The following is a 26,240-nucleotide window of genomic DNA, read 5'->3' on the forward strand; positions in this document are numbered from 1 at the left end:
TTTCGTAGTTGGTGGCCTCTGGGTCTGTCGAAAGCCTCCGCCTAGGGGCTAGGCTTGGCTTTTGTCTCAATCGTTGGACATGTGATCAGGAGTGTGGCTGTAGTGACCACCGAACTGCGTCGTCTGCGCAACTACATCGGCGGGGAGTTCAAGGACGCCGCCGACGGGCGGACCACCGAGGTGGTCAACCCGGCCACCGGCGAGGCGTACGCCACGGCCCCGCTCTCGGGCCAGGCCGACGTCGACGCCGCCATGGCCGCCGCCGCGGCGGCCTTCCCGGGCTGGCGCGACACCACCCCCGCCGAGCGTCAGAAGGCGCTGCTGAAGATCGCGGACGCCTTCGAGGCGCGCGCGGACGAGCTCGTCGCCGCGGAGTCGGAGAACACCGGCAAGCCGCTGGGCCTCACGGCCAGCGAGGAGCTGCCGCCGATGGTGGACCAGATCCGCTTCTTCGCCGGCGCCGCCCGTCTGCTGGAGGGCCGCTCGGCCGGCGAGTACATGGAGGGGATGACCTCGATCGTCCGCCGTGAGCCGGTCGGCGTCTGCGCCCAGGTCGCGCCGTGGAACTACCCGATGATGATGGCCGTGTGGAAGTTCGCCCCGGCCATCGCCGCGGGCAACACCGTCGTGCTCAAGCCCTCGGACACCACCCCGGCCTCCACCGTCCTGATGGCGGAGATCATCGACTCGGTCCTGCCCAAGGGCGTCTTCAACGTCGTCTGCGGCGACCGCGAGACCGGCAAGGCCATGGTCGAGCACTCCACCCCGGCGATGGCCTCCATCACCGGCTCGGTGCGCGCCGGCATGCAGGTCGCCGAGAGCGCCTCCAAGGACGTCAAGCGCGTCCACCTGGAGCTCGGCGGCAAGGCCCCGGTCGTGGTCTTCGAGGACGCCGACATCCCGAAGGCCGTCGAGGACATCGCGGTCGCCGGCTACTTCAACGCCGGCCAGGACTGCACCGCCGCCACCCGCGTGCTCGTGCACGAGTCGATCCACGACGAGTTCGTGGCCGCGCTCGCCAAGGCCGCCACGGACACGAAGACCGGCCAGCCGGACGACGAGGACGTGCTGTACGGCCCGCTGAACAACCCGAACCAGCTCAAGCAGGTCGCGGGCTTCATCGAGCGCCTCCCCGCCCACGCCAAGGTCGAGGCGGGTGGCCACCGGGTCGGCGACAAGGGCTTCTTCTACGCCCCGACCGTGGTCTCCGGCCTCAAGCAGGACGACGAGATCATCCAGAACGAGGTCTTCGGCCCCGTCATCACCGTCCAGTCCTTCACGGACGAGGCCCAGGCCCTGGAGTACGCGAACGGCGTCGAGTTCGCCCTCGCCTCCTCGGTGTGGACCAAGAACCACGGCCGCGCGATGCGGATGTCCAAGAACCTCGACTTCGGCTGCGTGTGGATCAACACCCACATCCCGCTCGTCGCCGAGATGCCGCACGGCGGCTTCAAGAAGTCCGGCTACGGCAAGGACCTCTCCGCCTACGGCTTCGAGGACTACACGCGCATCAAGCACGTGATGACCTCGCTCGACGGCTGATCGGCCGCATCGATCACAGCACAGCGTTGATGGGGCGGGCAGTAGACAACATGTCTATTGCCCGCCCTTCCGCGTTCCCCGAGGCTGTGCCCATGCCTGAACTCGCCTTCTCCCGCCGTGCGGCGCTGTACGGCCTCGGTGCCGCGGGCCTGTCGGCCGCCCTCGTCGGCTGTGGTGTGCCGGCCGCCTACGTATCCGAGGAACGGCGTACGGGACCGGACCGGTCCGAGCGGGACCGGAGCGTCGCCTTCTCCAACTGGCCGCTCTACATCGACACCGACGAGGAGGACGAGGAGCGCCGGCCGACGCTGGAGGCCTTCTCGGAGCAGACCGGCATCGAGGTCCGGTACACCGAGGAGATCAACGACAACGACGAGTTCTTCGGCAAGGTCAGCCCGGCCCTGATGAACCACCAGGAGACCGGCCACGACCTGGTCGTGGTCAGCGACTGGATGGCCGCCCGCTTCGTCCACCTGGGCTGGGCCCAGAAGCTGGACCGCTCGGCGCAGCCCAACGTCTCCCGGCACCTCGACCCGCAACTGCGTTCCCCCGCCTTCGACGAGGGCCGGCTGCACACCGTGCCCTGGCAGTCGGGGATCACCGGCATCGCGTACAACCGCAAGGCCCTGGGCCGGGAGATCAAGTCGGTCAAGGACCTCTGGCACCCGGACCTGGCGGGCCGCGTCACCCTCTTCTCCGGCCTCGACGAGTCCTTCTCCCTGCTGATGCAGGGCAACGGCGTGGACGTCACCCGCTGGACCGAGTCCGACTTCCACCGGATGTGCGACCAGGTCGAGAGCATGGTGAAGAAGAAGCACATCCGCCGCTTCACCGGCAACGACTACACCTCCGATCTGAGCAAGGGCGATGTCCTCGCCTGCCAGGCCTACTCCGGTGATGCCATCCAGCTCCAGGCCGACAACCCGGACATCGAGTTCGTGGTCCCCGAGGAGGGGGCCGAACTCTGGGCGGAGAGCCTGCTCGTCCCCAACCTGGCCCGCCACAAGGCCAATGCCGAGGCCCTGATCGACTACTACTACGACCCGGCGGTGGCCGCGTCACTGGCCGCCTCCGTCAACTACGTCTGCCCGGTCCCGGCCGCCCGGGAGGTCCTGGCCGGCTCCGACGACAAAGAGACCGCCGAACTGGCCGAGAACCCGCTGATCTTCCCGGACGACGACATGCGCAAGCGGCTCGTGGTGTCCCGCGACATCTCCTCGGCGGAGCGCCGCTCCCTCGCGAGGCGCTGGAACGCGATCGTCGGGCTTTGATCACGGTCCGGCCACAGAACTGAACGCGTTCAGCAATTTGGCTGAACGTGTTCAGAAACCTCCGTAGGCTTACTCTCATGAGCGAGAGAAGCGCCCTTCAGCGGCGGATCCGTGCCTGGTTGACCCTGTTCCTCATCTGCCTGGTGCTCAGCGGCCTCACCGCCTTCCCCCTGGTCACCGAACTCCACTGGCTCAACTCCCTCGTGGACAACGACTGGGTGCGGCGGGTGGGCGAGGGCCTGGACCGGGCCGATGCCGACTACCCCTTCCTCCTCTACGGAACCGACTGGCTCGCCTTCGCCCACCTCGTCATCGCCGTCTTCTTCTACGGGGTCCACCGCGACCCCGTACGCAACATCTGGATCGTCGAAGCCGGCATGATCGCCTGCGCCGGAGTGATACCCCTGGCCCTGATCTGCGGCCCGATCCGGGGCATCCCCATCTGGTGGAGCGTCATCGACATGTCGTTCGGCGTCTTCGGGGTCATCCCCCTGCTGGTGCTCCGCCGCATGATCAAGCGCCTTGAGGCGATGCCCGCCTAGCCGGGCCCAGCCGGGCTCCTACTTCGCGAAGGCCGCCATCACGATGTCGAAGGCCACCTTGTTCATGTCCTGGCCCTTGGCGTCGGTGGAGTTCACCGAGTACACGAGCGTGCGGGACAGGTCGCGGGTCCCGCCGATCGCGGTGTTGTAGCCGTGCCGGCCGCCCGTCTTACCCCAGGCCACCGTGCCGTCGGGCAGGACGAACCGCTTCATCCCGGCCGTCAGTTCGGCAGGGGCCCCGGTGGTGAAGTCCACCACCGCCGGCACCGTGAACATCTCCTCCAGCTGGGCCTTCGGCACGAGCCGCCCGGCGAACAGGGCCGTGGTGAAGCGCTCCAGGTCGGCCGTCGTCGATATGAGGTCGCCGGCGGCCCACTCCCGGGAGGAACCCCACTCGGTCACATCGACCAGCGTCCGGCCGCCGTCGGCCCGCGGCACCGCCTGGTAGCCGCGGTTGTGCGGACCCGGTATGCGTGTCTGCGCAGGACTCGGCAGCGAGGTGTGACGCAGGCCGAGGGGCTTGAATATCCGGGTGGTCAGGGCCTTCTCGTACGAGGTGCCCGTCACCTTCTCGATCAGTACGCCCAGGATCGTGTAGTCGATGTTGAGGTAGTGCTGCCTGGTCCCGGGGTCGAACTCGGGCCCCTTCGCGACCGCGTTGGCGATCAGGGCGTGCGGATCGCCCACGTCGAACCGGTGGGCGTACGCATCCGAGAAGGAATCGCCGGGGCCGTCGGCCGGCTGGATGCCGCTCGTGTAGGTGAGCAACTGCCGGACGCTGACCGGCTTGAACGTCGCCGGCAGCAGACCCGGCAGGTACTCCTGCACCGGACGGTCCAGATCCACCGAGCCCTCGGCAGCCAGCTGGAGCACCACCGCCGAGGTGAAGGTCTTGGTCACCGACCCCGCCCGGAACCGGCCCTGCTCCAGGGCCCCGCGGCCCGTACGTACATCGGCGACACCGGAACTCCCCTGCCAGCTGCCGCTCCTGCCGCCCACGCGGACCAGCGCGGCGGTCGCGTCCCTGTGCTCCGGCCCCAGCCCCGCGATCGCCTTCTCCAGCGCGGCCGCGTCCGGCGGCGTCGCGATCTCCGGGGCGACCCTCGCAGAGGAGATCGGCGCCGACGCCGGGGCGGCCTGGGCGACGGCCGGACCGGACGCGATCCCCAGGACCAGAGCGGCGGCGATCAGCGTGCGCGTTCGTGCGTTCATGGTGGTGTGCTCCCCCAGTGAGTCACCGGGACCGTCTGCCCCGATGACCTCAATGCTCCAGGTCAGAGGGGTAGTTGCGGATCACCCCCGGGAGGGGTCTTCACCGGTACGACAACTACCCGGCGCGGGGGAGGCGACACGCCGTCCCCTCACTCCCCAGAGGGAGCACCCGCCGCGATCAGGCCCGTCTCGTACGCGCAGATCACCGCCTGGATCCGGTCCCGCAGCCCCAGCTTCGCCAGCACGTTCCCCACGTGCGACTTCACCGTGTGCTCGCTCACCACCAGCGCCGCCGCGATCTCCGCGTTCGACAGCCCCCGCCCCAGGTGCAGCAGCGTCTCCCGCTCCCGCGCCGTCAGCACCTCCAGCCGGTCCGCCGGAAGGGAGCGCCGCGCCGTCGCCGCCGTGTACTCCTCGATCAGCCGCCGCGCCACCGAAGGCGCCAGCAGGGACTCGCCCGCCGCCACCACCCGTACCGCGTGCACCAGATCGTCCCGCCGCACGTCCTTCAGCAGGAACCCGCTCGCCCCCGCGTGCAGCGCCTCGTACACGTACTCGTCCGAATCGAAGGTCGTCAGCATCACCGTCCGGCAGGCGCTGCGCGCCGAGATCGTCCGGCACGCCTCGATCCCGTCCAGCACCGGCATCCGGACGTCCAGCAGCGCGACGTCCGGCGCGAGCCGGGCCACCGCCTCCACCGCCGCCGCGCCGTCCCCCACCTCCGCCACGACCTCGATGTCCTCCTGGACGTCCAGGATCATCGCGAACCCGCTCCGCACCAGCTCCTGGTCGTCGGCCACCACCACACGGATCGTCAACTCCCCACCTCCAGCGGCGAGGTTACAAGGACGACCCGCACCGAGAACCCGCGCCCGTCCGGCCCCGGACCCGTCCGCGCCGTCCCGCCGTGCGCCGCCGCCCGCTCCCGGATCCCGATCAGACCGTGCCCGCCCGAGCCCGGCCCGGGCCCCCGGCCGTCGTCCGTCACCGCAACGGTGAGCGTCCGCTCCCCGTACTCCAGCCGGACCTCCACCACCGAGGCGCCGGCGTGCTTCACCACGTTCGTCAGCGCCTCCTGCACCACCCGGTGCACCGTCGCCTCCAGCGCGGCCGCGAGCTCGCGCACCTCGCCCGACCGCTCGTACGACACCCGGATCCCGCCGGCCCGCACCCGGTCCAGGAGCGTCGGCAGCGCCCCGATCCCGGGCTGCGGCGCACGCGGAGCCGCCTCGTCCGTACGGAGCACCCCCAGCATCGTGCGCAGCTGCGCCATCGCGTCCCGCCCGGTCTCGGCGATCGCCTCGAAGGCCGCCTCCGCCCGCTCCGGCGCCCTGCGCACCGCCACCGGCCCGGCCTCCGCCTGCACGATCATGATGCTGACGGCGTGCGAGAGGATGTCGTGCATCTCCCGTGCGATCCGGGTCCGTTCGCGCGCCGCCGCCTGCTCCGCCTCGATCCGGTTCGCCCGCTCCAGCTGCGCCGCCCGGTCCTCGACGGCTGCCGTGTACGCCTGCCGGGTCGCCTGCAGCCGGCCCAGCGCGATCGCCGCCCCGAAGACGAACAGCGAGAACAGCAACTCCCTGGCCGTCGTGGTGTTGAGCGCCACGGAGCCCACGATGGCCACCGTCACGATCACCCACATCACGAGCCGCACCCGCGGCGCACAGATCAGCGCGATCGTGTAGACGGAGATCAGCGCCGCGTACGGAAGGGGCTGCCCGGGGCCGTCCAGCGAGAGCCGGTACACCGATCCCGCCGCCAACACGCCGAACATCACCCACACCGGAGCCCGCCGGCGCCAGACCAGCGGCACGTTGATCAGCGTGGTCAGCAGGTACGCCGGCCAGTCGGCCGGCGATTCGCCCGGGTCCCGCGGCACGACGAACGGGATCGTCGTCGCCACCTGCACCAGCAGCATCAGCCCCGCGTCCTGCCAGCGCGGATCCGCCCGACGGACCCGCTCGGCAAGCTCGCGCATCACCGTCCGGACTCGGCCCGAACGCGCGCGAGAACGTCCACCCGGTTCGTGGTGACCGCGTCGACCCCCGCCTTGACCAGCCGCTTCATCGCGTACTTGGTGTCCGCGGTCCAAGCCGATACCAGCAGGCCGTCCCGGTGGAGCGCGTCCGTCAGCTCCCGGCTCACCAGCCCGAAGCGGTAGTTGAGCCAGCGCGGCGCCACGGCGTCGATCAGCACCCGCCGCGGCGGCGACAGCGTGGTCCAGGTCAGCGCGATCTCCGCGCCCGGATCGGCGGCGCGGACCGCCAGCATCGAGTCGGGTCCCGCGCAGTAGTAGGTCCGCTCGCGCGCGCCGCACTCGCGGACGAGGCCCACCACCGTGCGTACCGACTCGGACGTGGCACCCGGGAGGTCGAGCATCAGCCGCCCCGCCCCCGCGGCCATCAGGGCGTCGCGCAGCGTGGGAACGGCGCCCTCCGTCAGCTCCTTGAGCTGTGGGGCCGTGACGTCGCCGAGGCGCACGTCATGACCCCACAGCCGCTGGAGCGTGTCGTCGTGGAGCAGGACCGGCACCCCGTCACGGGTCAGCCGTACGTCGATCTCGACCGCGTCCGCCCCGCGGGCGAAGGCGGAGCGGATCGAGGGCAGGGTGTTCTCACGGACACGGTAGGGATCGCCGCGGTGGCCGACGGCAGTCAGGGTGCGCATGTCCCCATTCTCCGTGCCGCGGACGTCAATTGGACGTCAGCGCGCCAGCCATTCGGCGGTGTACGCGTCGATCTCCGCGATGATCCGCGCCTTGCCGGCCGGGTCCAGGAAGGAGGCCTCGACGGCGTTCTTCGCGAGCTGAGCGAGACCGCGCTCGTCGAGGTCCAGGAGACGGGCGGCCACCGCGTACTCGTTGTTGAGGTCGGATCCGAACATCGGCGGGTCGTCGCTGTTGATGGTGACGAGGACGCCCGCCGCGACCATCTCCTTGACGGGGTGCTGGTCGAGGTCGGTGACCGCGCGGGTGGCGATGTTGGAGGTCGGGCAGACCTCCAGCGCGATGCGGTGCTCGGCGAGGTACGCGAGGAGCTCCGGGTCCTGGGTGGAGCTGGTGCCGTGGCCGATGCGCACGGCGCCCAGCTCGCGGATGGCGTCCCAGATGGTCTCCGGACCGGTGGTCTCGCCCGCGTGCGGCACGCTGTGCAGGCCGGCGGCGCGCGCCGCGTCGAAGTACGGCTTGAACTGCGGGCGCGGGACGCCGATCTCGGGCCCGCCCAGGCCGAAGGAGACCAGGCCCTCGGGGCGCAGGTCGACGGCGAGCCGGGCGGTCTCGGCGGCGGCTTCGAGGCCTGCCTCGCCGGGGATGTCGAAGCACCAGCGCAGGATGACGCCGAGTTCGGCCTCGGCGGCCTTGCGGGCGTCCTCGATGGCCTCCATGAAGGCCCGCTCGTCGATGCCGCGGCGGGTGGAGGAGTACGGCGTGATGGTCAGCTCGGCGTAGCGGATGTTCTGCCGGGCCATGTCACGGGCGACTTCGAAGGTGAGGGTGCGTACGTCGTCCGGGGTGCGGACCAGGTCGACGACCGACAGGTAGACCTCGATGAAGTGGGCGAAGTCGGTGAAGGTGAAGTAGTCGGCGAGGGCCTCGGGGTCCGTGGGGACCTTCGAGTCGGGGTGCCGGGAGGCGAGCTCGGCCACGATGCGCGGGGATGCCGAGCCGACGTGGTGGACGTGGAGTTCGGCCTTGGGCAGCCCCGCGATGAAGGGGTGCAGGTCGGTCATGGGGTTGCCTCCGGGAGGACGCGGTTGCGGGCAGGTCGGGATTCATCGTAGGCAGGCCCGTGACTGTCGGTGGCAGCGCTTAGCATGGCTGTACGAGAGGGGGGCGCCGTATGAACGACAGCAGTCCCGAGCCGCGTGACCCGTGGGCGCCGCCGGAGCGGCCCGCGGTGGAGCTGGGCAAGCCGCAGGGCACGCAGGACACCAACGGCACGCCCGGCGTGTCGGGCCCGCCGTCCGTGCACGACCAGCCGACGCTCGCCGGAATGCCGGGAGACCAGCTGCCGCCGACCGCTCCGACGCCGGAGCCGGCGCCCGCCCCGGCCGCGCCGCCGGCCGGCCCCGCGTCCGCGGGGTACGGATATCCGGTCCAGCCCGGTTACGGATACCCGGGCGACGCGGGCTACCCCGGCCCCGGCGGGTACCAGGGCTACCCGGGCCCGCAGGGATACCCGGGCGGCCCGCAGGGGTACCCCGGCTCCTACGCGCCGTACGGGACGCAGCCCAGCAACGGCTTCGGCATCGCCGCGCTCGTCCTCGGCATCATCTCGGTCCTCGGCTGCTTCCTGAGCTTCGCGGGCGTGGCCATCGGGATCGCCGCGGTCGTCTTCGGCGCCCTCGGCAAGGGCAAGGCGAACCGCGGCGAGGCCGACAACGGCGGGATGGCGCTCGCGGGCATCATCCTGGGCGCGGTGGGCATTCTGCTGGGCGTGCTGATACTCCTGGCCGTGTTCGCCAGTTTCATGGACCTGGGGCCGATCGACGATTCCCCGTACGACAGCCCGTACGACAACTCCCAGGTCCACGAGAAGGTCTGACCAGGGGGCCCGGTGCCTCGGGGCCCGGAGACCCGGGCCCGGAGACCCGGGCCCGGAGACCCGGCCCCCGAGACGCGGAACCGGCTCAGGAGGCCCAGGGCCAGTCCGCGTTCCGGCCGTCCTCGATCAGGGGCACCATCCGGAAGGCCGCGTCGGTGAGCCCGCCGAAGGTGTGCCGGTTCCCGCCGCCGGACGGCGCGTGCCCGACCCGGTAGCCGGCCAGGTTCCAGGTGTAGACCGGAACCGCGGCCGGCACCTCCGCCGTCGGATCGCCGCCGTGGCCGTACGAGGCGGCCTGCTCGTCGGTGACGATCAGCACCCGGTCGTGGCCCCGGTAGTGCTCCCGCACGGCCTGGGCCGTGTAGGTGCCGCCGAGGTCCCCGAAGCGCTCCAGCACCTTCAGCACGGACTCGCCCCGGCCGTACCGGACGGCCTTGCTCGTCGTGCCGAACTGGACCAGGTCGGCGTGCTCGGCCCGCAGGGCCACCGCCGCGCCGAACACGGCCGCCGCATCCGCCCGGTTGAGCTTCGAGCGGTCCGAGAGCGGGGACCACATCGACCCGGACCGGTCGACGAGGACCAGCGTCCGGCCGGGCAGCGCCGGTACGTTGGCCAACGAGTGGCCGAGCGCCCGCTCCAGCGGGTACGCCCAGCGCAGCGAGGGGGCGTGCTGATGAGCGGCAAGGTAGCGGAAGGGGAACTGCCGGGACCGGGCGACGACTTCCGGGTCGGAGATCCTCGCCGCGACCTGCGCGGCCACCGCGTCCGAGACCCCGGCCTGGTCGAAGTTGCGCAGGTTGCGCAGCAGCGCCATCGCACCCATCGACGGGATGACCGCCTCCCAGGCGGCCGCGTCCATCGGCCCCTGCAGCCAGCCGGCCAGCGCCTCCCAGGTCATGCCCGCCTCCGCGAGCCGCTCCGCGCCGTCCGGGGCGAGGACCACACCACGCCGCTCGGAGACGGGCAGCTCCATCAGCGCCCGGTGCGCGGTGAGGGTGCGGTTGCCGGCCGGGACCTGCGCGCCGTCCGGGTTGTGCCGGCGGTCGAGGGCGTAGCGGAACAGCTCGCCCTGCCAGGGCTTGGCCGGGTCGGGCGAGGCGTGCACGAGGTTGAGGACGTCACCGAAGCGGTAGGCCTTGGAATCCGTGTCGTACTTCAGCAGCGAGGTGCCGGAGTAGAGCCGGCGCACGGCGTCGGCGATGCCGCGCTTGACGGGCTTGGGCACGGCCCGGCCGTACGTCGCCGTCCAGTAGGCCAGCAGCTCACCGGGCTCGTCCGCGCGCCGCAGTACGCGATCCACGACCTGACGGTTCGAAGGCCCGTCGGTGGCGCCCGCGTCGAGCCGGGCCTTGACGTACTCGGCGGCGCCGACGAGGGAGGCGGTGCGCATGTTCGCGTCGCCGCGGAGCCAGCCCAGCAGGCCGGCCGTCCACGCGGGATCCTCGACGGCGAGGGTGCGCACGAGCGCGGCGAACCGGTCGTCGCGGGCCTCGCCGCTCTCGTACGCGGTGCGCTGCGTCACGAAGTTGGCGACGGCGAGCAGGAACAGCTCGGAGCGGGGATCGCGCAGGTGTCCGGGGCCGCCCTGGCCGGTGCGGGCACGGCCGGCCGAGCGCACGGGCGACGTCGGCGACGTGGACGAAGCGGGCGGCGTGGGCGCGGACTTGGACGCGCGCAGGTTGAAACGAGCCATGGTGAATCCCCCCGAATTCAAAGGAAGCGGGGAGGCGTGACGTGCGGGATGCCCGAGATCAGAGGTCGGCGACGGACAAAGTCAGGTGCTCTGTCCAGCTGAGCTACCGGCCTGAGCCGGGCGGGATTCGAACCCGCCACCTCCTGATCCGGAAGTAGCCGTCGCCTGCGCACCGGGCATCCCGCACGCGGCCTCCCGAGATCAAGGTGGCGGCGGCCTGGAGTTCTCTGCAAAAGAAGGAGCCGCAGCCTGCGCACCGGGAGGTGCGTGACGTAGGTGTCCAGAGAACAAGGTCGGCGAAACCACAAGGTGCTCTGCCTGCTGAGCTACACCGGCATGATGCCGGTGACGGGACTCGAACCCGCGACCGCCCGATTATGAGTCGAAGTAGGTCTCGCCTTCGCACCTGGACAAGGATCACGTTAGGCGGCGGGGCCGCGATCCACCACGCAATTACGGAGCGGACACCGTGACCGTCACGCGCCGTCCCCGCGCAGCCGCTCCCGGGCCTCCATCAGGGCGAAGCCCAGCAGGTTCAGCCCGCGCCAGCGCGCCGGATCCAGGGCGCGCTCGTCGTCGGCGGCCAGTCCGATGCCCCAGATCCGGTCCATCGGGCTCGCCTCCACCAGCACGCGGCTCCCGGTGCCCAGCAGGTACGAGCGCAGCGCCGGGTCGGAGGCGAACTTGTGCACGCTGCCCTCCACCACCAGGGCGAAGCGCTCCCGCTCCCATATCGCGTTGTCGAAGCCGCGCACGAGCCGCCCGGCCTTCTTCGCCTCCGCCGGGCTCTTCGCCGCCAGCGCGGCCCGCTCCCCCTCGGCGTCCCCGAAGAGCCGGGCCTTGCCGGCCATCATCCAGTGCTCGGCCGTGGCATAACGGACGTCACCGACAGTGAAAGCGGACGGCCACCACTGGCTCAGGCAGCTCGGACCGAGCCTGCCGTCGGGCAGCGGCCGGTGCCCCCAGAACGGCAGGTACTTCACCCGTTCACCGTGGCTGACCTGCTTGATCAGGTTCTCGATCATCTCCATGCACGCGAGTCTGGCAGTCGCCACTGACACTTCGTACGGGATTTTCGGTGTGCCTCGACACATGGTCGACCGATTCCGTCGCGTAATCAAAAGGCAACAACGGAATCACTTGGCCGAGGGCACCACCTCTGTCAGGATCGGCACTCAATTCGAGCTGTAGCTCGAACTGTAGCTACGGAGAGCGTGAGAGCGTGATGGGCAACCGCTTCCAGGTCAAGGACCGCTTCGCAGACGGCGCGCAGTACATCGACGGGCAGCTGAGGCCCGGCACCTCCGGACAGTCACACACGGTGGTCGATCCGGCGACCGGCGACGAGGTCCTCACCTACGAACTGGCGAGTACCGCGGACGTCGACGCGGCGGTCGCCGCTGCCAAGCGTGCCTTCCCGGCATGGTCCGGCGCCACCCCCGGCGAGCGTTCGGACGCCCTGCACCGGCTGGCCGCCGTGCTGGCCGAGCAGGCCGAGGACTTCGCGTACGCCGAGTCCCTGCAGTGCGGCAAGCCGATCAAGCTGTCCACGGAGTTCGACGTCCCGGGGACCATCGACAACACCGCCTTCTTCGCGGGAGCCGCCCGCCACCTGCAGGGGCAGGCCGCCGGCGAGTACTCGGGCGACCACACCTCCTACGTACGCCGCGAGGCCATCGGGGTCGTCGGCTCCATCGCGCCCTGGAACTATCCGCTCCAGATGGCCGCCTGGAAGATCCTCCCGGCGATCGCCGCGGGCAACACGATCGTCCTCAAGCCCGCCGAGCTCACCCCGCTGACCTCCCTGATGTTCGCGCAGGCGGCCAAGGAGGCGGGCCTGCCCGACGGCGTGATCAACATCGTCACCGGCGCCGGCCGCGTGGCCGGCGAGCACCTGGTCGGCCACCCCGACGTGGTGATGACCTCCTTCACCGGCTCCACCGCCGTCGGCAAGCGGGTCGCGGAGATCGCCACCGCCACCGTCAAGCGGCTCCACCTGGAGCTCGGCGGCAAGGCCCCCTTCCTCGTCTTCGACGACGCCGACCTGGAGGCCGCCGCGCACGGCGCCGTCGCCGCCTCCCTCATCAACACCGGCCAGGACTGCACCGCCGCCACCCGCGCCTACGTGCAGCGCCCCCTCCACGACGCCTTCGTCGCCCGGGTGGCCGAGCTGATGGAGACCGTCCGCCTCGGCGACCCCTTCGCGCCCACCACCGACCTCGGCCCGCTGGTCTCGCACGCCCAGCGCGACCGGGTCGCCGGCTTCGTCGAGCGGGCCCGCGGCTACGCCACCGTCGTCACCGGCGGCGAGATCCCGGCGGGCGAGCTGGCCGACGGCGCGTACTACCGGCCCACCCTCATCTCCGGCGCCGCCCAGGACAGCGAGGTGGTCCAGTCCGAGATCTTCGGCCCGGTCCTCGTGGTCCTGCCCTTCGACAGCGACGACGAGGGCATCGCGCTGGCCAACGACACCCCGTACGGACTCGCCGCCTCCGCCTGGAGCCGCGACCTCTACCGGGCGAACCGCGCCACCCGTGAGATCCAGGCGGGCTGCGTCTGGATCAACGACCACATCCCGATCATCAGCGAGATGCCCCACGGGGGCTACAAGGCCAGCGGCTTCGGAAAGGACATGTCCGCCTACTCCTTCGAGGAGTACACGCAGGTCAAGCACGTGATGTACGACAACACTGCGGTCGCCGCGAAGGACTGGCACCGCACGATCTTCGGGGACCGATAAGAAACCACCGCCCGACCAGCGGTACACCTCCCGAAAGGGCACAGCGCATGGAGCAGTTCGAGCCCGACCGCCTCTCGGCGGCGCAACTCGCCGCGATGCGGCGCAGCCTCACCAGTGGGCGCGGCGCCCTCACCCGCCGCTCGCTGCTGCGCGCCTCCGGAGTCGGAGCGCTCACCCTCGGAGGCCTGGCCACCCTCGCCGGGTGCGGCATCCCGCCCGCCAAGCGCGCGGGGGACGCGGCGGTGGCCTCCGACGACCACTCGGCCGAGGAGAAGGAGATCAACTTCTCCAACTGGACCGAGTACATGGACACCAGCGAGGACGAGAAGTCCCGTCCCACGCTGGAGGAGTTCACCCAGCGGACCGGGATCAAGGTCAAGTACACCGAGGACATCAACGACAACGTCGAGTTCTTCGGCAAGATCAGACCGCAGCTCGCGGCCGGCCAGGACACCGGCCGCGACCTGATCGTCGTCACCGACTGGCTCGCCGCCCGCATCATCCGGCTCGGCTGGGCGCAGCGGCTGGACCCCTCGCACCTCCCGCACGCCTACGCCAACCTGATCCCGCAGTTCCGCACCCCGGACTGGGACCCGGGACGGGTGTACAGCTACCCCTGGACCGGCATCGACACCGTCATCGCCTACAACGAGAAGGCGACGGGCGGCAAGAAGGTCGACTCCGTCACCCAGCTGCTCGACGACCCCACCCTCAAGGGCCGCGTCGGCTTCCTCACCGAGATGCGCGACAGCGTCGGCATGACCCTGCTCGACCAGGGCAAGGACCCCGCCAACTTCACCACCGCGGATTTCGACGGGGCGATCGGCCGCCTGCAGAAGGGCGTGGACACCAAGCAGATCCGCCGCTTCACCGGCAACGACTACACGGCGGACCTCGACAAGGGCGACCTCGCCGCCTGCCTCGCCTGGGCCGGCGACGTCATCCAGCTGCAGGCCGGCAACCCGGACATCAAGTACGCCATCCCGGCCCCCGGATACATCACCTCCAGCGACAACCTCCTGGTCCCCGCCCAGGCCCGGCACAAGGCCAACGCGGAGAAGCTCATCGACTACTACTACGAGCCCGCGGTCGCCGCCCAGCTGGCCGCCTTCATCAGCTACGTCTGCCCGGTCGAGGGCGTCAAGGACGAGCTGGCCAAGATCGATCCCGAACTCGCGGACAACCCCCTGATCGTCCCGGACAAGGCGATGGCCGCCAAGGCCCGCGCCTTCCGCTCCCTCACCAGCGAGGAAGAGACCGCGTACGAAGAGAAGTTCGCCAAGCTCATCGGCGCGTAGCCGTACGCGCCCCGCCGCGAACCCTCCCTTGCCCGCTCCGCCCACCCACCCCCGGGACCTCTCCATGACTGACAAGACCGCGGGCGGCGACGTCCGCCTCTCCGGGATCAGCAAGCACTACGGCACCTTCACCGCCGTGCACCCGCTGGATCTCACCATCCCCCAGGGCTCCTTCTTCGCCCTGCTCGGCGCCTCCGGCTGCGGGAAGACCACCACCCTGCGCATGATCGCCGGCCTGGAGGAGCCCTCCACCGGCACGGTCCACCTCGGCGACCGGGAGGTCACCGACCTGCCGCCGTACAAGCGCCCGGTCAACACGGTCTTCCAGAGCTACGCGCTGTTCCCGCACCTGAACATCTACGAGAACATCGCCTTCGGACTGCGCCGCCGCGGCATCAAGTCGGTCAAGAAGCAGGTCGACGAGATGCTGGACCTCGTCCAGCTCGGTCAGTTCGCCCAGCGCAAGCCGCACCAGCTCTCCGGCGGCCAGCAGCAGCGCGTCGCGGTCGCCCGCGCCCTGATCAACCACCCGCAGGTGCTGCTCCTCGACGAGCCGCTCGGCGCCCTCGACCTCAAGCTGCGCCGCCAGATGCAGCTGGAGCTCAAGCGGATCCAGACCGAGGTCGGCATCACCTTCGTGCACGTCACGCACGACCAGGAGGAGGCCATGACCATGGCCGACACGGTCGCCGTGATGAACGGCGGCCGCGTCGAGCAGCTGGGCGCCCCCGCCGAGCTGTACGAGAACCCGGGCACCACCTTCGTCGCCAACTTCCTCGGCACCTCGAACCTCATCGAGGCGAACGTGGAGTCGGCCGGCTCCGACGTCGTGGTCTCCGCCTCCGGCAGCAAGCTCCGGCTGCCCGCCGCGCGCTGTGCCACCACGCCCACCACGGGCGGAAAGCTCCTGGTCGGAGTGCGCCCGGAGAAGATATCCCTGGTCCACGCCGACGACGAGGACACCATCGCGGCCGGCCGCAACAAGATCGCCGGCCGGATCGCGGCCTCGTCCTTCATCGGCGTCTCCACCCAGTACGTCATCGACAGCCAGGTCTGCCCCGAGCTGGAGGTGTACGCCCAGAACATCGAGCGCGACGGCCGCCTGGTCCCGGGGGCCGAGGTGATCCTGCACTGGAACCCGGAGCACACCTTCGGTCTGGACGCCGCCCAGGACATCGACGCCGGCATCGAGACGGTGGAGGAGAGCGCATGACCACCACAGCGGCGCCGCCCCAGGCGCCCGCGCCGGTCGAGCCACCGGTCCACAAGCCGTCCGTGCGCAAGCGGCTGATCCCGTACTGGCTGCTGCTCCCGGGCATCCTGTGGCTGCTCGTCTTCTTCGTGCTGCCGATGATCTACCAGGCCTCCACCTCGGTGCAGACCGGCTCCCTCGAAGAGGGCTTCCAGGTCACCTGGCACGTCCAGACGTACTGGGACGCGCTCACCGAGTACTACCCGCAGTTCCTGCGCTCCCTGCTGTACGCCGGCACCGCGACCGCGCTGTGCCTGCTGCTCGGGTACCCGCTGGCCTACCTGATCGCCTTCAAGGCGGGCCGCTGGCGCAACCTCCTGCTGGTCCTGGTCATCGCCCCCTTCTTCACCAGCTTCCTGATCCGCACGCTGGCCTGGAAGACGATCCTGGCCGACGGCGGCCCGGTGGTCGCCGTCCTCAACGACATCGGCTTCCTCGACGTCACCAGCTGGCTCGGCATGACCGAGGGGGACCGGGTGCTGGCCACGCCGCTCGCGGTCGTCTGCGGTCTGGCGTACAACTTCCTCCCCTTCATGATCCTGCCGCTGTACTCCTCGCTGGAGCGCATCGACACCCGCCTCCACGAGGCGGCCGGGGACCTGTACGCCCACCCCGCCACGGTGTTCCGGAAGGTGACCTTCCCGCTCTCCATGCCGGGCGTGGTCTCCGGGACCCTGCTGACCTTCATCCCGGCGAGCGGCGACTACGTCAACGCCGAACTGCTCGGCTCCACGGACACCCGGATGATCGGCAGCGTCATCCAGTCGCAGTACCTGCGGATCCTCGACTACCCGACGGCGGCCGCGCTGTCCTTCATCCTCATGGCCATCGTGCTGATCATGGTCACCATCTACATCCGCCGAGCGGGGACGGAGGACCTGGTCTGATGCGCAATCCCCTCACGTGGCTGCGGCGCAATCTGGTCGTCATCGCGGGCCTCGGCACGCTCGCGTACATGATCCTGCCGAACGTCGTCGTCACCGTCTTCTCCTTCAACAACCCCACCGGGCGGTTCAACTACGCCTGGCAGGAGTTCTCGCTCGACGCGTGGAAGGACCCCTGCGGGGTCGCCGACATGTGCGGCTCGCTCTCGCTGTCGCTCCAGATCGCCCTGTGGTCCACCCTCGCCGCGACCGCCCTGGGCACCGCCATAGCCTTCGCGATGGTCCGCTACCGGTTCCGGGGGCGCGCCGCGGTCAACTCGCTGATCTTCCTGCCCATGGCCATGCCCGAGATCGTGATGGCGGCCTCGCTGCTCGCGCTCTTCCTCAACATGGGCATCCAGCTGGGCTTCTGGACGATCCTGATCGCCCACATCATGTTCTGCCTCAGCTTCGTCGTCGCCGCCGTCAAGGCGCGTGTCCTGTCCATGGACCCGCGGCTGGAGGAGGCCGCCCGGGACCTCTACGCGGGCCCGGTGCAGACCTTCGTACGGGTCACGCTGCCGATCGCGGCTCCCGGTATCGCGGCGGGCGCGCTGCTCTCCTTCGCGCTGTCGTTCGACGACTTCATCATCACCAATTTCAACTCGGGCAACACCGTCACCTTCCCCATGTTCGTGTGGGGATCGGCCCAGCGCGGTACGCCTGTGCAGATCAACGTCATCGGCACGGCGATGTTCGTCATCGCGGTGCTGGTGGTCCTCGTCGGCCAGATGGTCGGCAACCGCCGCAAGAAGGCACAACCGAAGTAGACCCCTGTAGGGAGTTGGAAGCCATGGCCCCAGTCGCCATGCGTAGTGTTGCGAAATCCCTTTCCGAAGCGAAGCCGGTCTCGTACTGGCTGGACGACCCCGGCAAGCCCGCGCCGCAGCCGGCGCTGACCTCGGACGAGCGCTGTGACCTGCTGGTCATCGGCGGCGGCTACAGCGGGCTGTGGACCGCGCTGATCGCCAAGGAGCGCGACCCCGAGCGGGACGTCGTACTGATCGAGAGCAAGGAGGCGGGCTGGGCCGCCTCCGGGCGCAACGGCGGTTTCTGCGCCGCCTCCCTCACCCACGGACTCGGCAACGGGATCGCCCGCTGGCCCGACGAGCTGGCCAAGCTGGAGGAGCTGGGCGCCCGCAACCTCGACGCCATCGAGGAGGCCGTCGCCCGCTACGGGATCGATTGCGACTTCGAGCGGACCGGCGAGATCGACGTCGCCACCGAACCCCACCAGGTGGAGGAGCTGCGCGAACTCCACGAGGAGGCGCAGCGCCTCGGTCTGGCCGGCGGCTCCGAGTGGCTGGACGCCGACGCACTGCGGGCCGAGGTCGACTCGCCGACCTTCCTCGCGGGCCTCTGGGACCGCGACGGCGTCGCCATGCTCAATCCGGCGAAGCTGGCCTGGGGTCTCAAGCAGGCCTGCCTCGACCTCGGGGTGCGGATCTACGAGAACACCCGCGGCCTGAAGATGTCCGCGGTCGGGACCGGGATGGCCGTCCAGACCCCCTACGGCACGATCCTCGCCCGCCGGGTCGCCCTGGGCACCAACATCTTCCCCTCGCTGGTCAAGCGGATCCGCCCCTTCACGGTTCCGGTCTACGACTACGCGCTGATGAGCGAGCCGCTGGACGAGGCCCAGCTCGCCGCGATCGGCTGGAAGAACCGGCAGGGGCTCGGCGACAGCGCCAACCAGTTCCACTACTTCCGGATCACCAAGGACCACCGGATCCTGTGGGGCGGGTACGACGCGATCTACCCCTACCGGGGCAGGCTCGACTCCGAGTACGACCACCGCCCCGAGACGTACCTCAAGCTCGCGGAGCACTTCTTCACCGCCTTCCCGCAGCTGGAGGATCTGAAGTTCAGCCACGCCTGGGGCGGCGCCATCGACACCTGCTCGCGCTTCTCCGCCTTCTTCGGCACGGCGCACTCCGGGAAGGTGGCCTACGCGGCCGGCTACACCGGGCTCGGGGTGGGCGCCACCCGCTTCGGCGCGGAGGTGATGCTGGACCTGCTGGACGGGCTCTCCACCGAGCGCACGCGGCTGGAGATGGTGAAGTCCAAGCCGATGCCGTTCCCGCCCGAGCCCTTCGCCTGGACCGGGATCACCCTCACGAAGTGGTCACTGGCCCGCGCCGACCGCCGCGGCGGGCACCGCAACCTGTGGCTCCGGACGCTGGACCGCTTCGGCCTCGGCTTCGACAGCTGAACGCACGCATCACGCACGCGGCCGGGCGCACGCGCCCCGGCGCACACCCGCCGGTCACCGTGTGACCCGATTCACTACCATGGAGTAACGAAACCCGCGTCATAGTCGCGCCCGGCCCCGCTCTCTCCCGGTGAGAACCCTTCACCGCGCACGAGACGAACGGAGGCCGGGCGATGACGTTCCCGGGGGCCAAGACGGCAGTGGAATGGCTGGTATCGGTGGCGCCGGACCCCGATGCCTGCCGGTGGGAGTGGGAGCGCAACCCCCTCGGGGTCGCCCTGCTGCCCGCCGGCCGGCTGTGGGACGTGCTCATCCTGCCCGGGGACCTGGGGCAGATCACCCTCGACGTACTGCGGCTCATCATCGACCGGCCCGGCCCGGTCCTCGCCGACTTCGGCGACTCCCGGACGGGCTTCTTCGTGCCCGCGGGCACCGCGTCCCGCTGGATCGGCACGGGGGTGCGCGGGGCCGGGCGCGGGACCTGGATCGTCGTTCCGTACCCCGGCCGGGCCACCGGCGGGGTGCGCTGGGCGGTGCTCCCGGACGGGGAGGGGACCCTCACCGACCCGGTCGTGCTGGAGCTCGCGATGCACGAGGCGGCGGCGACGGTCGCGGCGTCCGCCCTGGCACCGGCCGGGGAGGGGGAGGGCCGGACGTCTTGACAAGGGCATTGGTCTGGACCATCTTGGGCGCCGCTGTTCCCGTTTCCACAGCCTGACTCCATCCCCCCATGCCCCGGAGGCAGTTGTGCGCAGAACCTGGTCCCTCCTCACGGCCGCCGCCCTGGCCGCGGCCGGATTCCTCGCCGCGGGACCGCCCGCCGCGGCGGCCGACGCCGATCTCGTACGCAACGGCGGCTTCGAGGCCGGTCTCGACGGCTGGAGCTGCTCGGCGGGCAGCGGAGCCGTCGTCACCACACCCGTCCACAGCGGAGGTTCCGCACTCCGGGCCACCCCGGCCGGACAGGACAACGCCCGCTGCTCGCAGAGCGTCACCGTCAAGCCCGACTCCTCGTACACGCTGGCCGCCTGGGTGCAGGGCGCGTACGTCTACCTCGGCGCGAGCGGCACCGGCGCCACCGACGTGTCGACTTGGACGCAGACCCCGGGCGCGTGGAAGCAGCTCACCACCACCTTCCGCACCGGCCCGTCGACGACCTCGGTGACGGTCTACACCCACGGCTGGTACGGCCAGCCCGCCCACCTCACCGACGACCTCACCCTGATCGGCCCCGACCCCGGCGGCCCCGGCCAGCCCCAGCCCCCGGCCGCCCCCACCGGCCTGACGGCCACCGCCACCTCGTCGAGCTCGGTCTCCCTGAACTGGCCGGCGGTGCCCGGAGCCACCTCGTACACCGTCCACCGGGACGGCGCCGCGCCGTTCTCCGTCGCCTCCGCCCCGGCGGCCGTGACCGGCCTCGCCGCGTCCACCACGTACACCTTCCGGGTCAGCGCGGTGAACGCGGCGGGCGCGTCCGCGCAGAGCGCCCCCGCCTCCGCGACCACGACGGGCGGCGGTGGCGGCGGGGGAGGTCTGCCCGCGCACGCGCTGGTCGGCTACCTGCACGCGAGCTTCGCCAACGGCTCCGGCTACGTACGGATGGCTGACGTGCCCGCCTCCTGGGACGTCATCAACCTCGCCTTCGGCGAACCGACCTCGGTGACCTCCGGTGACGTCCGCTTCCGGCTCTGCCCGGTCACCGAGTGCCCGAACGTGGAATCGGAGGCGGAGTTCAAGGCCGCGATCAAGGCCAAGCAGGCCGCCGGCAAGAAGGTGCTCATCTCCATCGGCGGCCAGAACGGCCAGGTACAGCTGGCGACCACCGCCGCCCGCGACACCTTCGTCTCCTCCGTCAGCAAGATCATCGACGAGTACGGGCTCGACGGGCTCGACATCGACTTCGAGGGCCACTCCCTCTCCCTCGCCACCGGGGACACCGACTTCCGGGCCCCCACCACGCCGGTGGTCGTGAACCTGATCTCGGCCGTGAAGACCCTGAAGGCCAAGTACGGCCAGGGCTTCGTCCTGACCATGGCCCCCGAGACCTTCTTCGTCCAGCTGGGCTACCAGTACTACGGCTCCGGCCCCTGGGGCGGCCAGGACCCGCGCGCCGGCGCGTACCTCCCGGTCATCCACGCCCTGCGCGACGACCTCACCCTGCTCCACGTTCAGGACTACAACTCGGGCCCGATCATGGGCCTCGACAACCAGTACCACTCCATGGGCGGAGCCGACTTCCACGTCGCCATGACCGACATGCTGCTCACCGGCTTCCCGGTCGCCGGCAACACCGCCCGCGTCTTCCCGGCCCTGCGCCCGGACCAGGTCGCGATCGGCCTCCCGGCCACGACGAACGCGGGCAACGGCCACACCCCGCCCGCCGAGGTGAACAAGGCCCTGAACTGCCTGACCAAGAAGACGGACTGCGGGAGCTACCAGACCCACGGCACCTGGCCCGCCCTGCGCGGCCTGATGACCTGGTCGATCAACTGGGACCGCTTCGGCGGCTGGGAGTTCAGCCGGAACTTCGACGCCTACTTCGGCGGCTGACCCAGCACCTCCCGCCACAACCGGGCCGGAGCCGCCGACGGCTCCGGCCCGCCCAGCACCGCGAGCGCGTCGCGCAGGTCCAGGGACACGGCCCGCACCCGTGCCGAGGTGGCGCCGTCCCAGCCGCGTACGGCGACCCGCGCCCCGACGGCCCCCGGCCCGCCGGGGTGGACCAGGACGCACGAGGCGGGGCTCCCGATCGCGTGCGCGTAGAGGAACGCCTGGTACAGGTCGCCGGTCGACAGCTTCTTGCCGTCGTAGAGCTTGTACTTCGCGTCGACCGGCAGCCGGAAGGGCTTCCCGTCCCGATCGCCGAGGACCAGGACGTCGGGCCGCACCTCGCTGTAGGGGGTGCGCGTCCTCTCGTCGAAGAGCACCCGCCGGTGCCGGGACTGAGCGTCGACGCGCAGGCCGAGCCCGCCGGCCGCGGCGCCCTCGGTGAGCAGCCGGGTCACGAACTCCTCGAAGAGGCTGTTCATGTCCACGAGGAACGCCCGGGACGACAGCGGCCCCGAGGCGAAGAGCCCTTCGACGCCGCCCCCGGAGAGCAGCAGCTCGGCCCATTGGTGGGCGGCCCGGTAGTGGGCGTTGTGCCGGTGGTACTCCAGTCCGGCGACGAGCGTCCGCAGGTCCCCGAGCGGCGTGGGCGCCAGCGGCGCGAACTGCGCGGCGGCCCGCCGCGCGCGGGCCCGTACCCGGGGGAGCCGGGCGGTGCGGGCGGCCCGCTCCAGGGCGGCCGAGCACAGCCGGTTGTCGGGGATGTCCGCGTCGTGCTCGTCGAAGCGGCAGGCGAGGCGGTCGAGGCGGCCGTGGTGCCGCAGGAGCTGGCGGTCCGCCAGCAGCCGGCCGCGTACGGCGGGCAGGTCGTCCTCCCGGGTGAGGTAGTCCCGCCGGACGCCCCGGCGCAGCAGCCCCTCGCCGTGCTCGGTGACCATGAGCGCCACGAGGTCGCGGAGGTCCGGGTCGCCCGCCGTCAGATCCTGGTCGGACGGCAGGAGGCGCCCGGTCCCGCCCCGGGCGTAGTCCAGCATCCGCAGGACGTCGAGGCCGCTCCCGAGGTACTTGGGCAGGACCCGGATCTCGCACGCCTCCAGCCGCACCACCCCGACGTGGGAGGTGGCCTCCACCTCGATCCCGCCCCCGGCGGGCTCCCGGACGCGCAGCATGCCGTCGAGTGCGCCGTCGGCGAGCAGCAGCCGGTCCGCCGGAGTGAGGCGGGCCTCGGGGAACAGTCGGGAGCCGTACTCATTCAGGCTGAGTCGCATGGGCCTTGACCTGGAGTTCCTCGTACAGGGCGGACACGAGCTTCTCGTCGTCGAGATCCCGGGGCGTGTGCGCCACGGGATCGATCACGGCGGTGCCGAGGAAGCCCGCCAGCAGGCCGTAGTCGTCGTAGGCGTACTCCTGGAGCAGCGGCAGGATCTCGTCGCGGATCACGGCCGCCAGCTCCTCGGGGGTGCTGACGGGCTCCCCGCCGGGCAGCAGGAAGGCCTGGCCGATCTGCTTCTCGCGGTCGAGGCCGGCGCGGATACGGGCGTTGAGCTCGGTGAGGAAGACCTTCAGGTCGAGCTGTCCCACCACGGCGTCGGTCAACGGTTCCGTGTTCGGCAGCAGCTCCAGGAAGGCGAAACGGCGGCGGATCGCCGAGTCGAGCATCCGGATCGAACGGTCGGCCGTGTTCATCGTCCCCAGCAGCTGGACGTTGGGCGGTACGGAGAAGTGATCGCCGCTGAGCGGGAGCGTGACGGTGTACCCCCGCTTGTCCTTCTCCAGCAGGGTGATCAGCTCACCGAAGATCTTGGGCAGGTTGCCGCGGTTGAGCTCGTCGACGAGGACCAGATAGGTGTGGCCGGGATCCCGCTCGGCCCGCGCGCACACCCGCTTGAACACGCCGTCCCGCACCTCCAGCGAGAGGCCCGCCGCCCCCTTCACGGGGCGCAGGCCCTCGATGAAGTCCTCGTAGCCGTAGTTGGGGTGGAAGGTGACCATGGTGAGCCGGTCCGCCTCGACGAGCGCCCGGTGCGTCGCCCGGAAGGCCTCCTCGCCGGGTTCGGCGTACGGATGGACCCCGGGGAGGTCGTCCGCGAGCTCGCCGACGCGGCGGACGGCGTAGCGCAGGGCCTCGTACGTCTTGCCGGTACCGGGCGGCCCGTAGAGGACCGCCTGCCCGCGCCGGTCGAGGGCGTCCCCGATGCGCCGGAGAACCGGGTCGAGCGGGGTGCCGTCCGCCACCGGCTCGGCGGGCGCCTCCTCCTGGCCGGCGGCGGCCAGGCTCTTCGAGCGGGCCTTCGCGATCCTCTCCCACACCGCCGGCTTGACCTCCGCCAGGAACCCCGGCCGCCAGGTCACGGGCGGCTCCAGGGTCGTCGCGTACGACTCGTCCCACTGCACCGAGACGGTGTGGCGGGGCTCGCTGCCGTCGGGGTCCCAGTGGTACCCGTCGTCGGTGACCCGGCCGACACCGAGGACCCGGGTGTTCCCGGAGGTCGCCACGACGCGGTCGCCGGGGCGCAGGACGAGCAACTCCCACAGGTCCGTCAGGCCCGGGCGGCCGGCGCAGGCCTCGGCGAACTCCTCACGGTCGGCGAACCGGTGCAGGTCGCCCACGTCGTCCCCGTCCGTCGCGACGGCGATGTGGCCGTGCGCCGGCCAGTCCGGCCACACCTGCGCCGCGGCGTCGATCCGTACGGTCCGGGGCGCGCTCAGCGGCGGCGCCCACCACAGGAGGAAGCGGGCGGCGAGATCCGGCGACCAGCCGGAGGAGACGCCGGTGCGCTCGAACAGCTCCTTGAGATGGGACTTCCGCTCGAACGGGCGCATCTGCGGTACCGGGCCGTCGGCCAGCAGCGCCACGAAGTGGCGGGCGAGGTTGTCCGCGTAGAGGGGCAGCACGGACCCTCCGGCGTAGACGTGCAGGGTCTTGGCGATCACGGTGTTGCCGGCCCGGACGGCGGCCATGGAGTCGATGTCGCCGACGCGGCCGTCGCGGGCGGCGCGGACGGCCTCCACGATGCCGGCGCGCACGGCCGTCCAGGCCTCGCCGGCGTCCTTGTAGCGGGAGTCGTGCCACCAGGAGCCGTCGGTACGGCGGTAGACGAGGTGCTTCATGGCGGAGCCGCCGGTGATGCTGCCGAGCCGGGCGCTGCCGTACTCGATCACGTACGAGTACGTGTCGTTCCCGCTGCCCTGCCCGAGCGCGTAGCGCTCCAGGGGCAGCTGCTCCCAGTCGGCGAACGGGAACCGGCCGCGGATGAGCTCGGCCTCCCGCTCCGCGGCCTCGGCGGCGGCGCGGTGGCGCTCGGCGTCGAACACCTCGGCCGCCCACTCGACGGGGCAGTAGGGCAGCAGATCCGCGCGGGCGGCGCTCACCGGGCGCAGGACGCAGGAGCAGAGGCCGTCGAGCGGCTGGTTCTGGGAGTTGACCAGACCGATCCCGCGCGCGAACGCGGCCGGGTCGACCGCGTCGAGCAACCGCCACCAGAGCAGGCCCTCGGGATCATCGGGGAAGGTCTTCAGTTCGGCGGAATCCGTCAGGTGGCCGCACGCCGGATCGTGATGGATCTTGCGGCCGTGGACCGGGAGCAGGATCCTGCCGTCCGACAGGGTCACTTCGTGCGGTCGGCCCCCGACCGTGAGCGCGTACTTCCGCGGCTGCGACTGCTCTTCCCCCACCGGATCCCCCTCGGTTGACGACCGGAACGACCGTACGCCCCCGCCCAGGCCACGCCGAGCAGCAGGGGTGTGCACATCAGGAGGCTGGCCGCCACGTCCAGGGGCCAGTGCCAGCCGCGCAGGATCAGCCCGGCGGCCGTGGCGGCCGTGAGGGCGAGGGCGGCGGCCGTCGGCCAGGGGCGGCGGGTGTACGGGCGGACCAGCAGGGCCGCGCCGATGTAGGCGACGGCCGCGGTCGCGGTGTGGCCCGAGGGGAAGTAGCCGGCGGCCCAGGGTTCCAGGGGGCCCGGCCGGGCGGTCCACTCCTTGAACGGGATGACCAGGGCCGGGACCAGGGCCATGGCCAGGCCCGCGGCTGCGGCGGCGAGGCGCCGGCCGCGCCGGACGGCGTAGGCCATGGCGAGGGCGAGGACGGGCACGGCGACCGGGATGTTGCCGAGGTCCGAGAGGCGTTCGGTGACGGAGTCCGGGACCGTGTGCACCAGGGCGCGGCTCAGCTCGTGATCCGGCGTCAGCAGCGGGCCGGAGACCAGCACCTGCCAGGTGATCAGGGAGAAGAGGAGGCCGCAGAGCGCGGCGGTCAGGAGAGGAGTGGCCGGCCGTCCCGGAACAGGGGGGGTGGTTCCGGGACGGCCGCCCGGACCGGGTTGCCGCACGCCCCGGGGGGTTTGGGGCGAACGGCTGTCCGATCGGTGAGGAGTGTGCGCGAACGCATGCCCAATACGGTGCTGGGGAAGCCCGGTACTGGTGTCGCCCTCGGTTTCCCGTGAGCGGGGTGTCTCACTCATC

Annotated in this window: 22 protein-coding genes; 12 read left to right on the top strand and 10 right to left on the bottom strand. The window is 71.1% G+C overall.

Translation table 11 applies throughout. The annotated features are described in order from the left end of the window. Positions 1-102 precede the first annotated feature (102 nt). The 3 genes from AB0D29_RS29850 to AB0D29_RS29860 all read left to right on the top strand — a co-directional run bounded on the left by AB0D29_RS29850 (position 103) and on the right by AB0D29_RS29860 (position 3,355). Positions 103-1,542 carry a gamma-aminobutyraldehyde dehydrogenase gene (locus AB0D29_RS29850; protein WP_362858465.1) on the top strand — a complete coding sequence of 480 codons (1,440 nt, stop codon included), beginning with the start codon at positions 103-105 and terminating at the stop codon, positions 1,540-1,542. Positions 1,543-1,634: 92 nt separating this feature from the next. Beyond that, positions 1,635-2,813, top strand: a complete 1,179-nt coding sequence (locus tag AB0D29_RS29855) for a spermidine/putrescine ABC transporter substrate-binding protein (RefSeq protein WP_362858467.1) — start codon at positions 1,635-1,637, stop codon at positions 2,811-2,813. 77 nt (positions 2,814-2,890) lie between these two features. Beyond that, positions 2,891-3,355, top strand: coding sequence for a hypothetical protein (locus tag AB0D29_RS29860; RefSeq protein WP_362858468.1), 465 nt, complete (start codon positions 2,891-2,893; stop codon positions 3,353-3,355). Between the two features lie 18 nt (positions 3,356-3,373). Here AB0D29_RS29860 and AB0D29_RS29865 read toward each other — a convergent pair whose 3' ends face one another. From AB0D29_RS29865 to AB0D29_RS29885, 5 genes are all read right to left on the bottom strand, one after another. Next, complete coding sequence (locus AB0D29_RS29865; RefSeq protein WP_362858469.1) at positions 3,374-4,567, bottom strand: serine hydrolase domain-containing protein; 1,194 nt, start codon at positions 4,565-4,567, stop codon at positions 3,374-3,376. Positions 4,568-4,716: 149 nt separating this feature from the next. Next, a complete protein-coding gene (locus tag AB0D29_RS29870) occupies positions 4,717-5,385 on the bottom strand; it encodes a response regulator transcription factor (RefSeq protein ID WP_362858471.1) in 669 nt (222 codons plus the stop codon). Then, complete coding sequence (locus AB0D29_RS29875) at positions 5,382-6,545, bottom strand: histidine kinase (protein WP_362858472.1); 1,164 nt, start codon at positions 6,543-6,545, stop codon at positions 5,382-5,384. The genes AB0D29_RS29870 and AB0D29_RS29875 overlap by 4 nt, the downstream gene beginning before the upstream one ends. Beyond that, on the bottom strand, positions 6,545-7,234 hold the full coding sequence (locus tag AB0D29_RS29880; protein ID WP_362858474.1) for a glycerophosphodiester phosphodiesterase: 690 nt from the start codon (positions 7,232-7,234) through the stop codon (positions 6,545-6,547). The genes AB0D29_RS29875 and AB0D29_RS29880 overlap by 1 nt, the downstream gene beginning before the upstream one ends. Before the next feature lie 36 nt (positions 7,235-7,270). Next, positions 7,271-8,296 carry an adenosine deaminase gene (locus AB0D29_RS29885; RefSeq protein ID WP_362858475.1) on the bottom strand — a complete coding sequence of 342 codons (1,026 nt, stop codon included), beginning with the start codon at positions 8,294-8,296 and terminating at the stop codon, positions 7,271-7,273. Between the two features lie 110 nt (positions 8,297-8,406). Between AB0D29_RS29885 and AB0D29_RS29890 the strand changes: the two genes are divergently transcribed. Then, complete coding sequence (locus tag AB0D29_RS29890; protein ID WP_362858476.1) at positions 8,407-9,111, top strand: DUF4190 domain-containing protein; 705 nt, start codon at positions 8,407-8,409, stop codon at positions 9,109-9,111. Positions 9,112-9,196: 85 nt separating this feature from the next. Here the strand turns inward: AB0D29_RS29890 and AB0D29_RS29895 are convergent, their stop codons facing one another. Both AB0D29_RS29895 and AB0D29_RS29900 read right to left on the bottom strand, forming a co-directional pair. Then, the gene (locus AB0D29_RS29895) at positions 9,197-10,804 is read right to left on the bottom strand and encodes a TROVE domain-containing protein (protein ID WP_362858477.1); all 1,608 of its coding nucleotides are present in this window, start codon (positions 10,802-10,804) and stop codon (positions 9,197-9,199) included. 476 nt (positions 10,805-11,280) lie between these two features. After that, positions 11,281-11,835, bottom strand: a complete 555-nt coding sequence (locus AB0D29_RS29900; RefSeq protein WP_362858479.1) for an NADAR family protein — start codon at positions 11,833-11,835, stop codon at positions 11,281-11,283. Between the two features lie 194 nt (positions 11,836-12,029). Here AB0D29_RS29900 and AB0D29_RS29905 point away from each other — a divergent pair, with 194 nt between their 5' ends. From AB0D29_RS29905 to AB0D29_RS29940, 8 genes are all read left to right on the top strand, one after another. Further along, positions 12,030-13,544 carry a gamma-aminobutyraldehyde dehydrogenase gene (locus tag AB0D29_RS29905; protein WP_362858513.1) on the top strand — a complete coding sequence of 505 codons (1,515 nt, stop codon included), beginning with the start codon at positions 12,030-12,032 and terminating at the stop codon, positions 13,542-13,544. Positions 13,545-13,591: 47 nt separating this feature from the next. After that, positions 13,592-14,842: a spermidine/putrescine ABC transporter substrate-binding protein gene (locus AB0D29_RS29910; RefSeq protein ID WP_362858481.1), complete on the top strand. Its 1,251-nt coding sequence runs from the start codon at positions 13,592-13,594 to the stop codon at positions 14,840-14,842. A 64-nt stretch (positions 14,843-14,906) separates the two neighbouring features. Next, positions 14,907-16,055: an ABC transporter ATP-binding protein gene (locus AB0D29_RS29915; RefSeq protein WP_362858482.1), complete on the top strand. Its 1,149-nt coding sequence runs from the start codon at positions 14,907-14,909 to the stop codon at positions 16,053-16,055. Further along, on the top strand, positions 16,052-16,981 hold the full coding sequence (locus AB0D29_RS29920; protein WP_362858484.1) for an ABC transporter permease: 930 nt from the start codon (positions 16,052-16,054) through the stop codon (positions 16,979-16,981). Before AB0D29_RS29915 ends, AB0D29_RS29920 begins: the two co-directional genes overlap by 4 nt. Further along, entirely contained in the window at positions 16,981-17,787 is an 807-nt protein-coding gene (locus AB0D29_RS29925; protein WP_351288836.1) for an ABC transporter permease, read from the top strand. Before AB0D29_RS29920 ends, AB0D29_RS29925 begins: the two co-directional genes overlap by 1 nt. Positions 17,788-17,810: 23 nt before the next feature. Then, the gene (locus AB0D29_RS29930) at positions 17,811-19,229 is read left to right on the top strand and encodes an FAD-dependent oxidoreductase (protein ID WP_362858486.1); all 1,419 of its coding nucleotides are present in this window, start codon (positions 17,811-17,813) and stop codon (positions 19,227-19,229) included. Positions 19,230-19,402: 173 nt separating this feature from the next. Continuing rightward, complete coding sequence (locus AB0D29_RS29935; RefSeq protein ID WP_362858487.1) at positions 19,403-19,891, top strand: hypothetical protein; 489 nt, start codon at positions 19,403-19,405, stop codon at positions 19,889-19,891. 85 nt (positions 19,892-19,976) lie between these two features. Continuing rightward, the gene (locus tag AB0D29_RS29940) at positions 19,977-21,779 is read left to right on the top strand and encodes a glycosyl hydrolase family 18 protein (protein WP_362858489.1); all 1,803 of its coding nucleotides are present in this window, start codon (positions 19,977-19,979) and stop codon (positions 21,777-21,779) included. Here the strand turns inward: AB0D29_RS29940 and AB0D29_RS29945 are convergent. Genes AB0D29_RS29945 through AB0D29_RS29955 form a run of 3 tightly spaced genes read right to left on the bottom strand, consistent with a single transcriptional unit; the run spans position 21,764 to position 26,239 of the window. Next, positions 21,764-23,044, bottom strand: a complete 1,281-nt coding sequence (locus AB0D29_RS29945) for a hypothetical protein (RefSeq protein ID WP_362858490.1) — start codon at positions 23,042-23,044, stop codon at positions 21,764-21,766. The two genes, AB0D29_RS29940 and AB0D29_RS29945, sit on opposite strands and share 16 nt — an antisense overlap. Further along, positions 23,025-25,451: an AAA family ATPase gene (locus tag AB0D29_RS29950; RefSeq protein WP_362858491.1), complete on the bottom strand. Its 2,427-nt coding sequence runs from the start codon at positions 25,449-25,451 to the stop codon at positions 23,025-23,027. Before AB0D29_RS29950 ends, AB0D29_RS29945 begins: the two co-directional genes overlap by 20 nt. Further along, positions 25,385-26,239 carry a phosphatase PAP2 family protein gene (locus tag AB0D29_RS29955; RefSeq protein ID WP_362858493.1) on the bottom strand — a complete coding sequence of 285 codons (855 nt, stop codon included), beginning with the start codon at positions 26,237-26,239 and terminating at the stop codon, positions 25,385-25,387. The genes AB0D29_RS29950 and AB0D29_RS29955 overlap by 67 nt, the downstream gene beginning before the upstream one ends. Position 26,240 lies beyond the last annotated feature (1 nt).

Source organism: Streptomyces sp. NPDC048424, assembly GCF_040651555.1.
Lineage (GTDB): Bacteria > Actinomycetota > Actinomycetes > Streptomycetales > Streptomycetaceae > Streptomyces.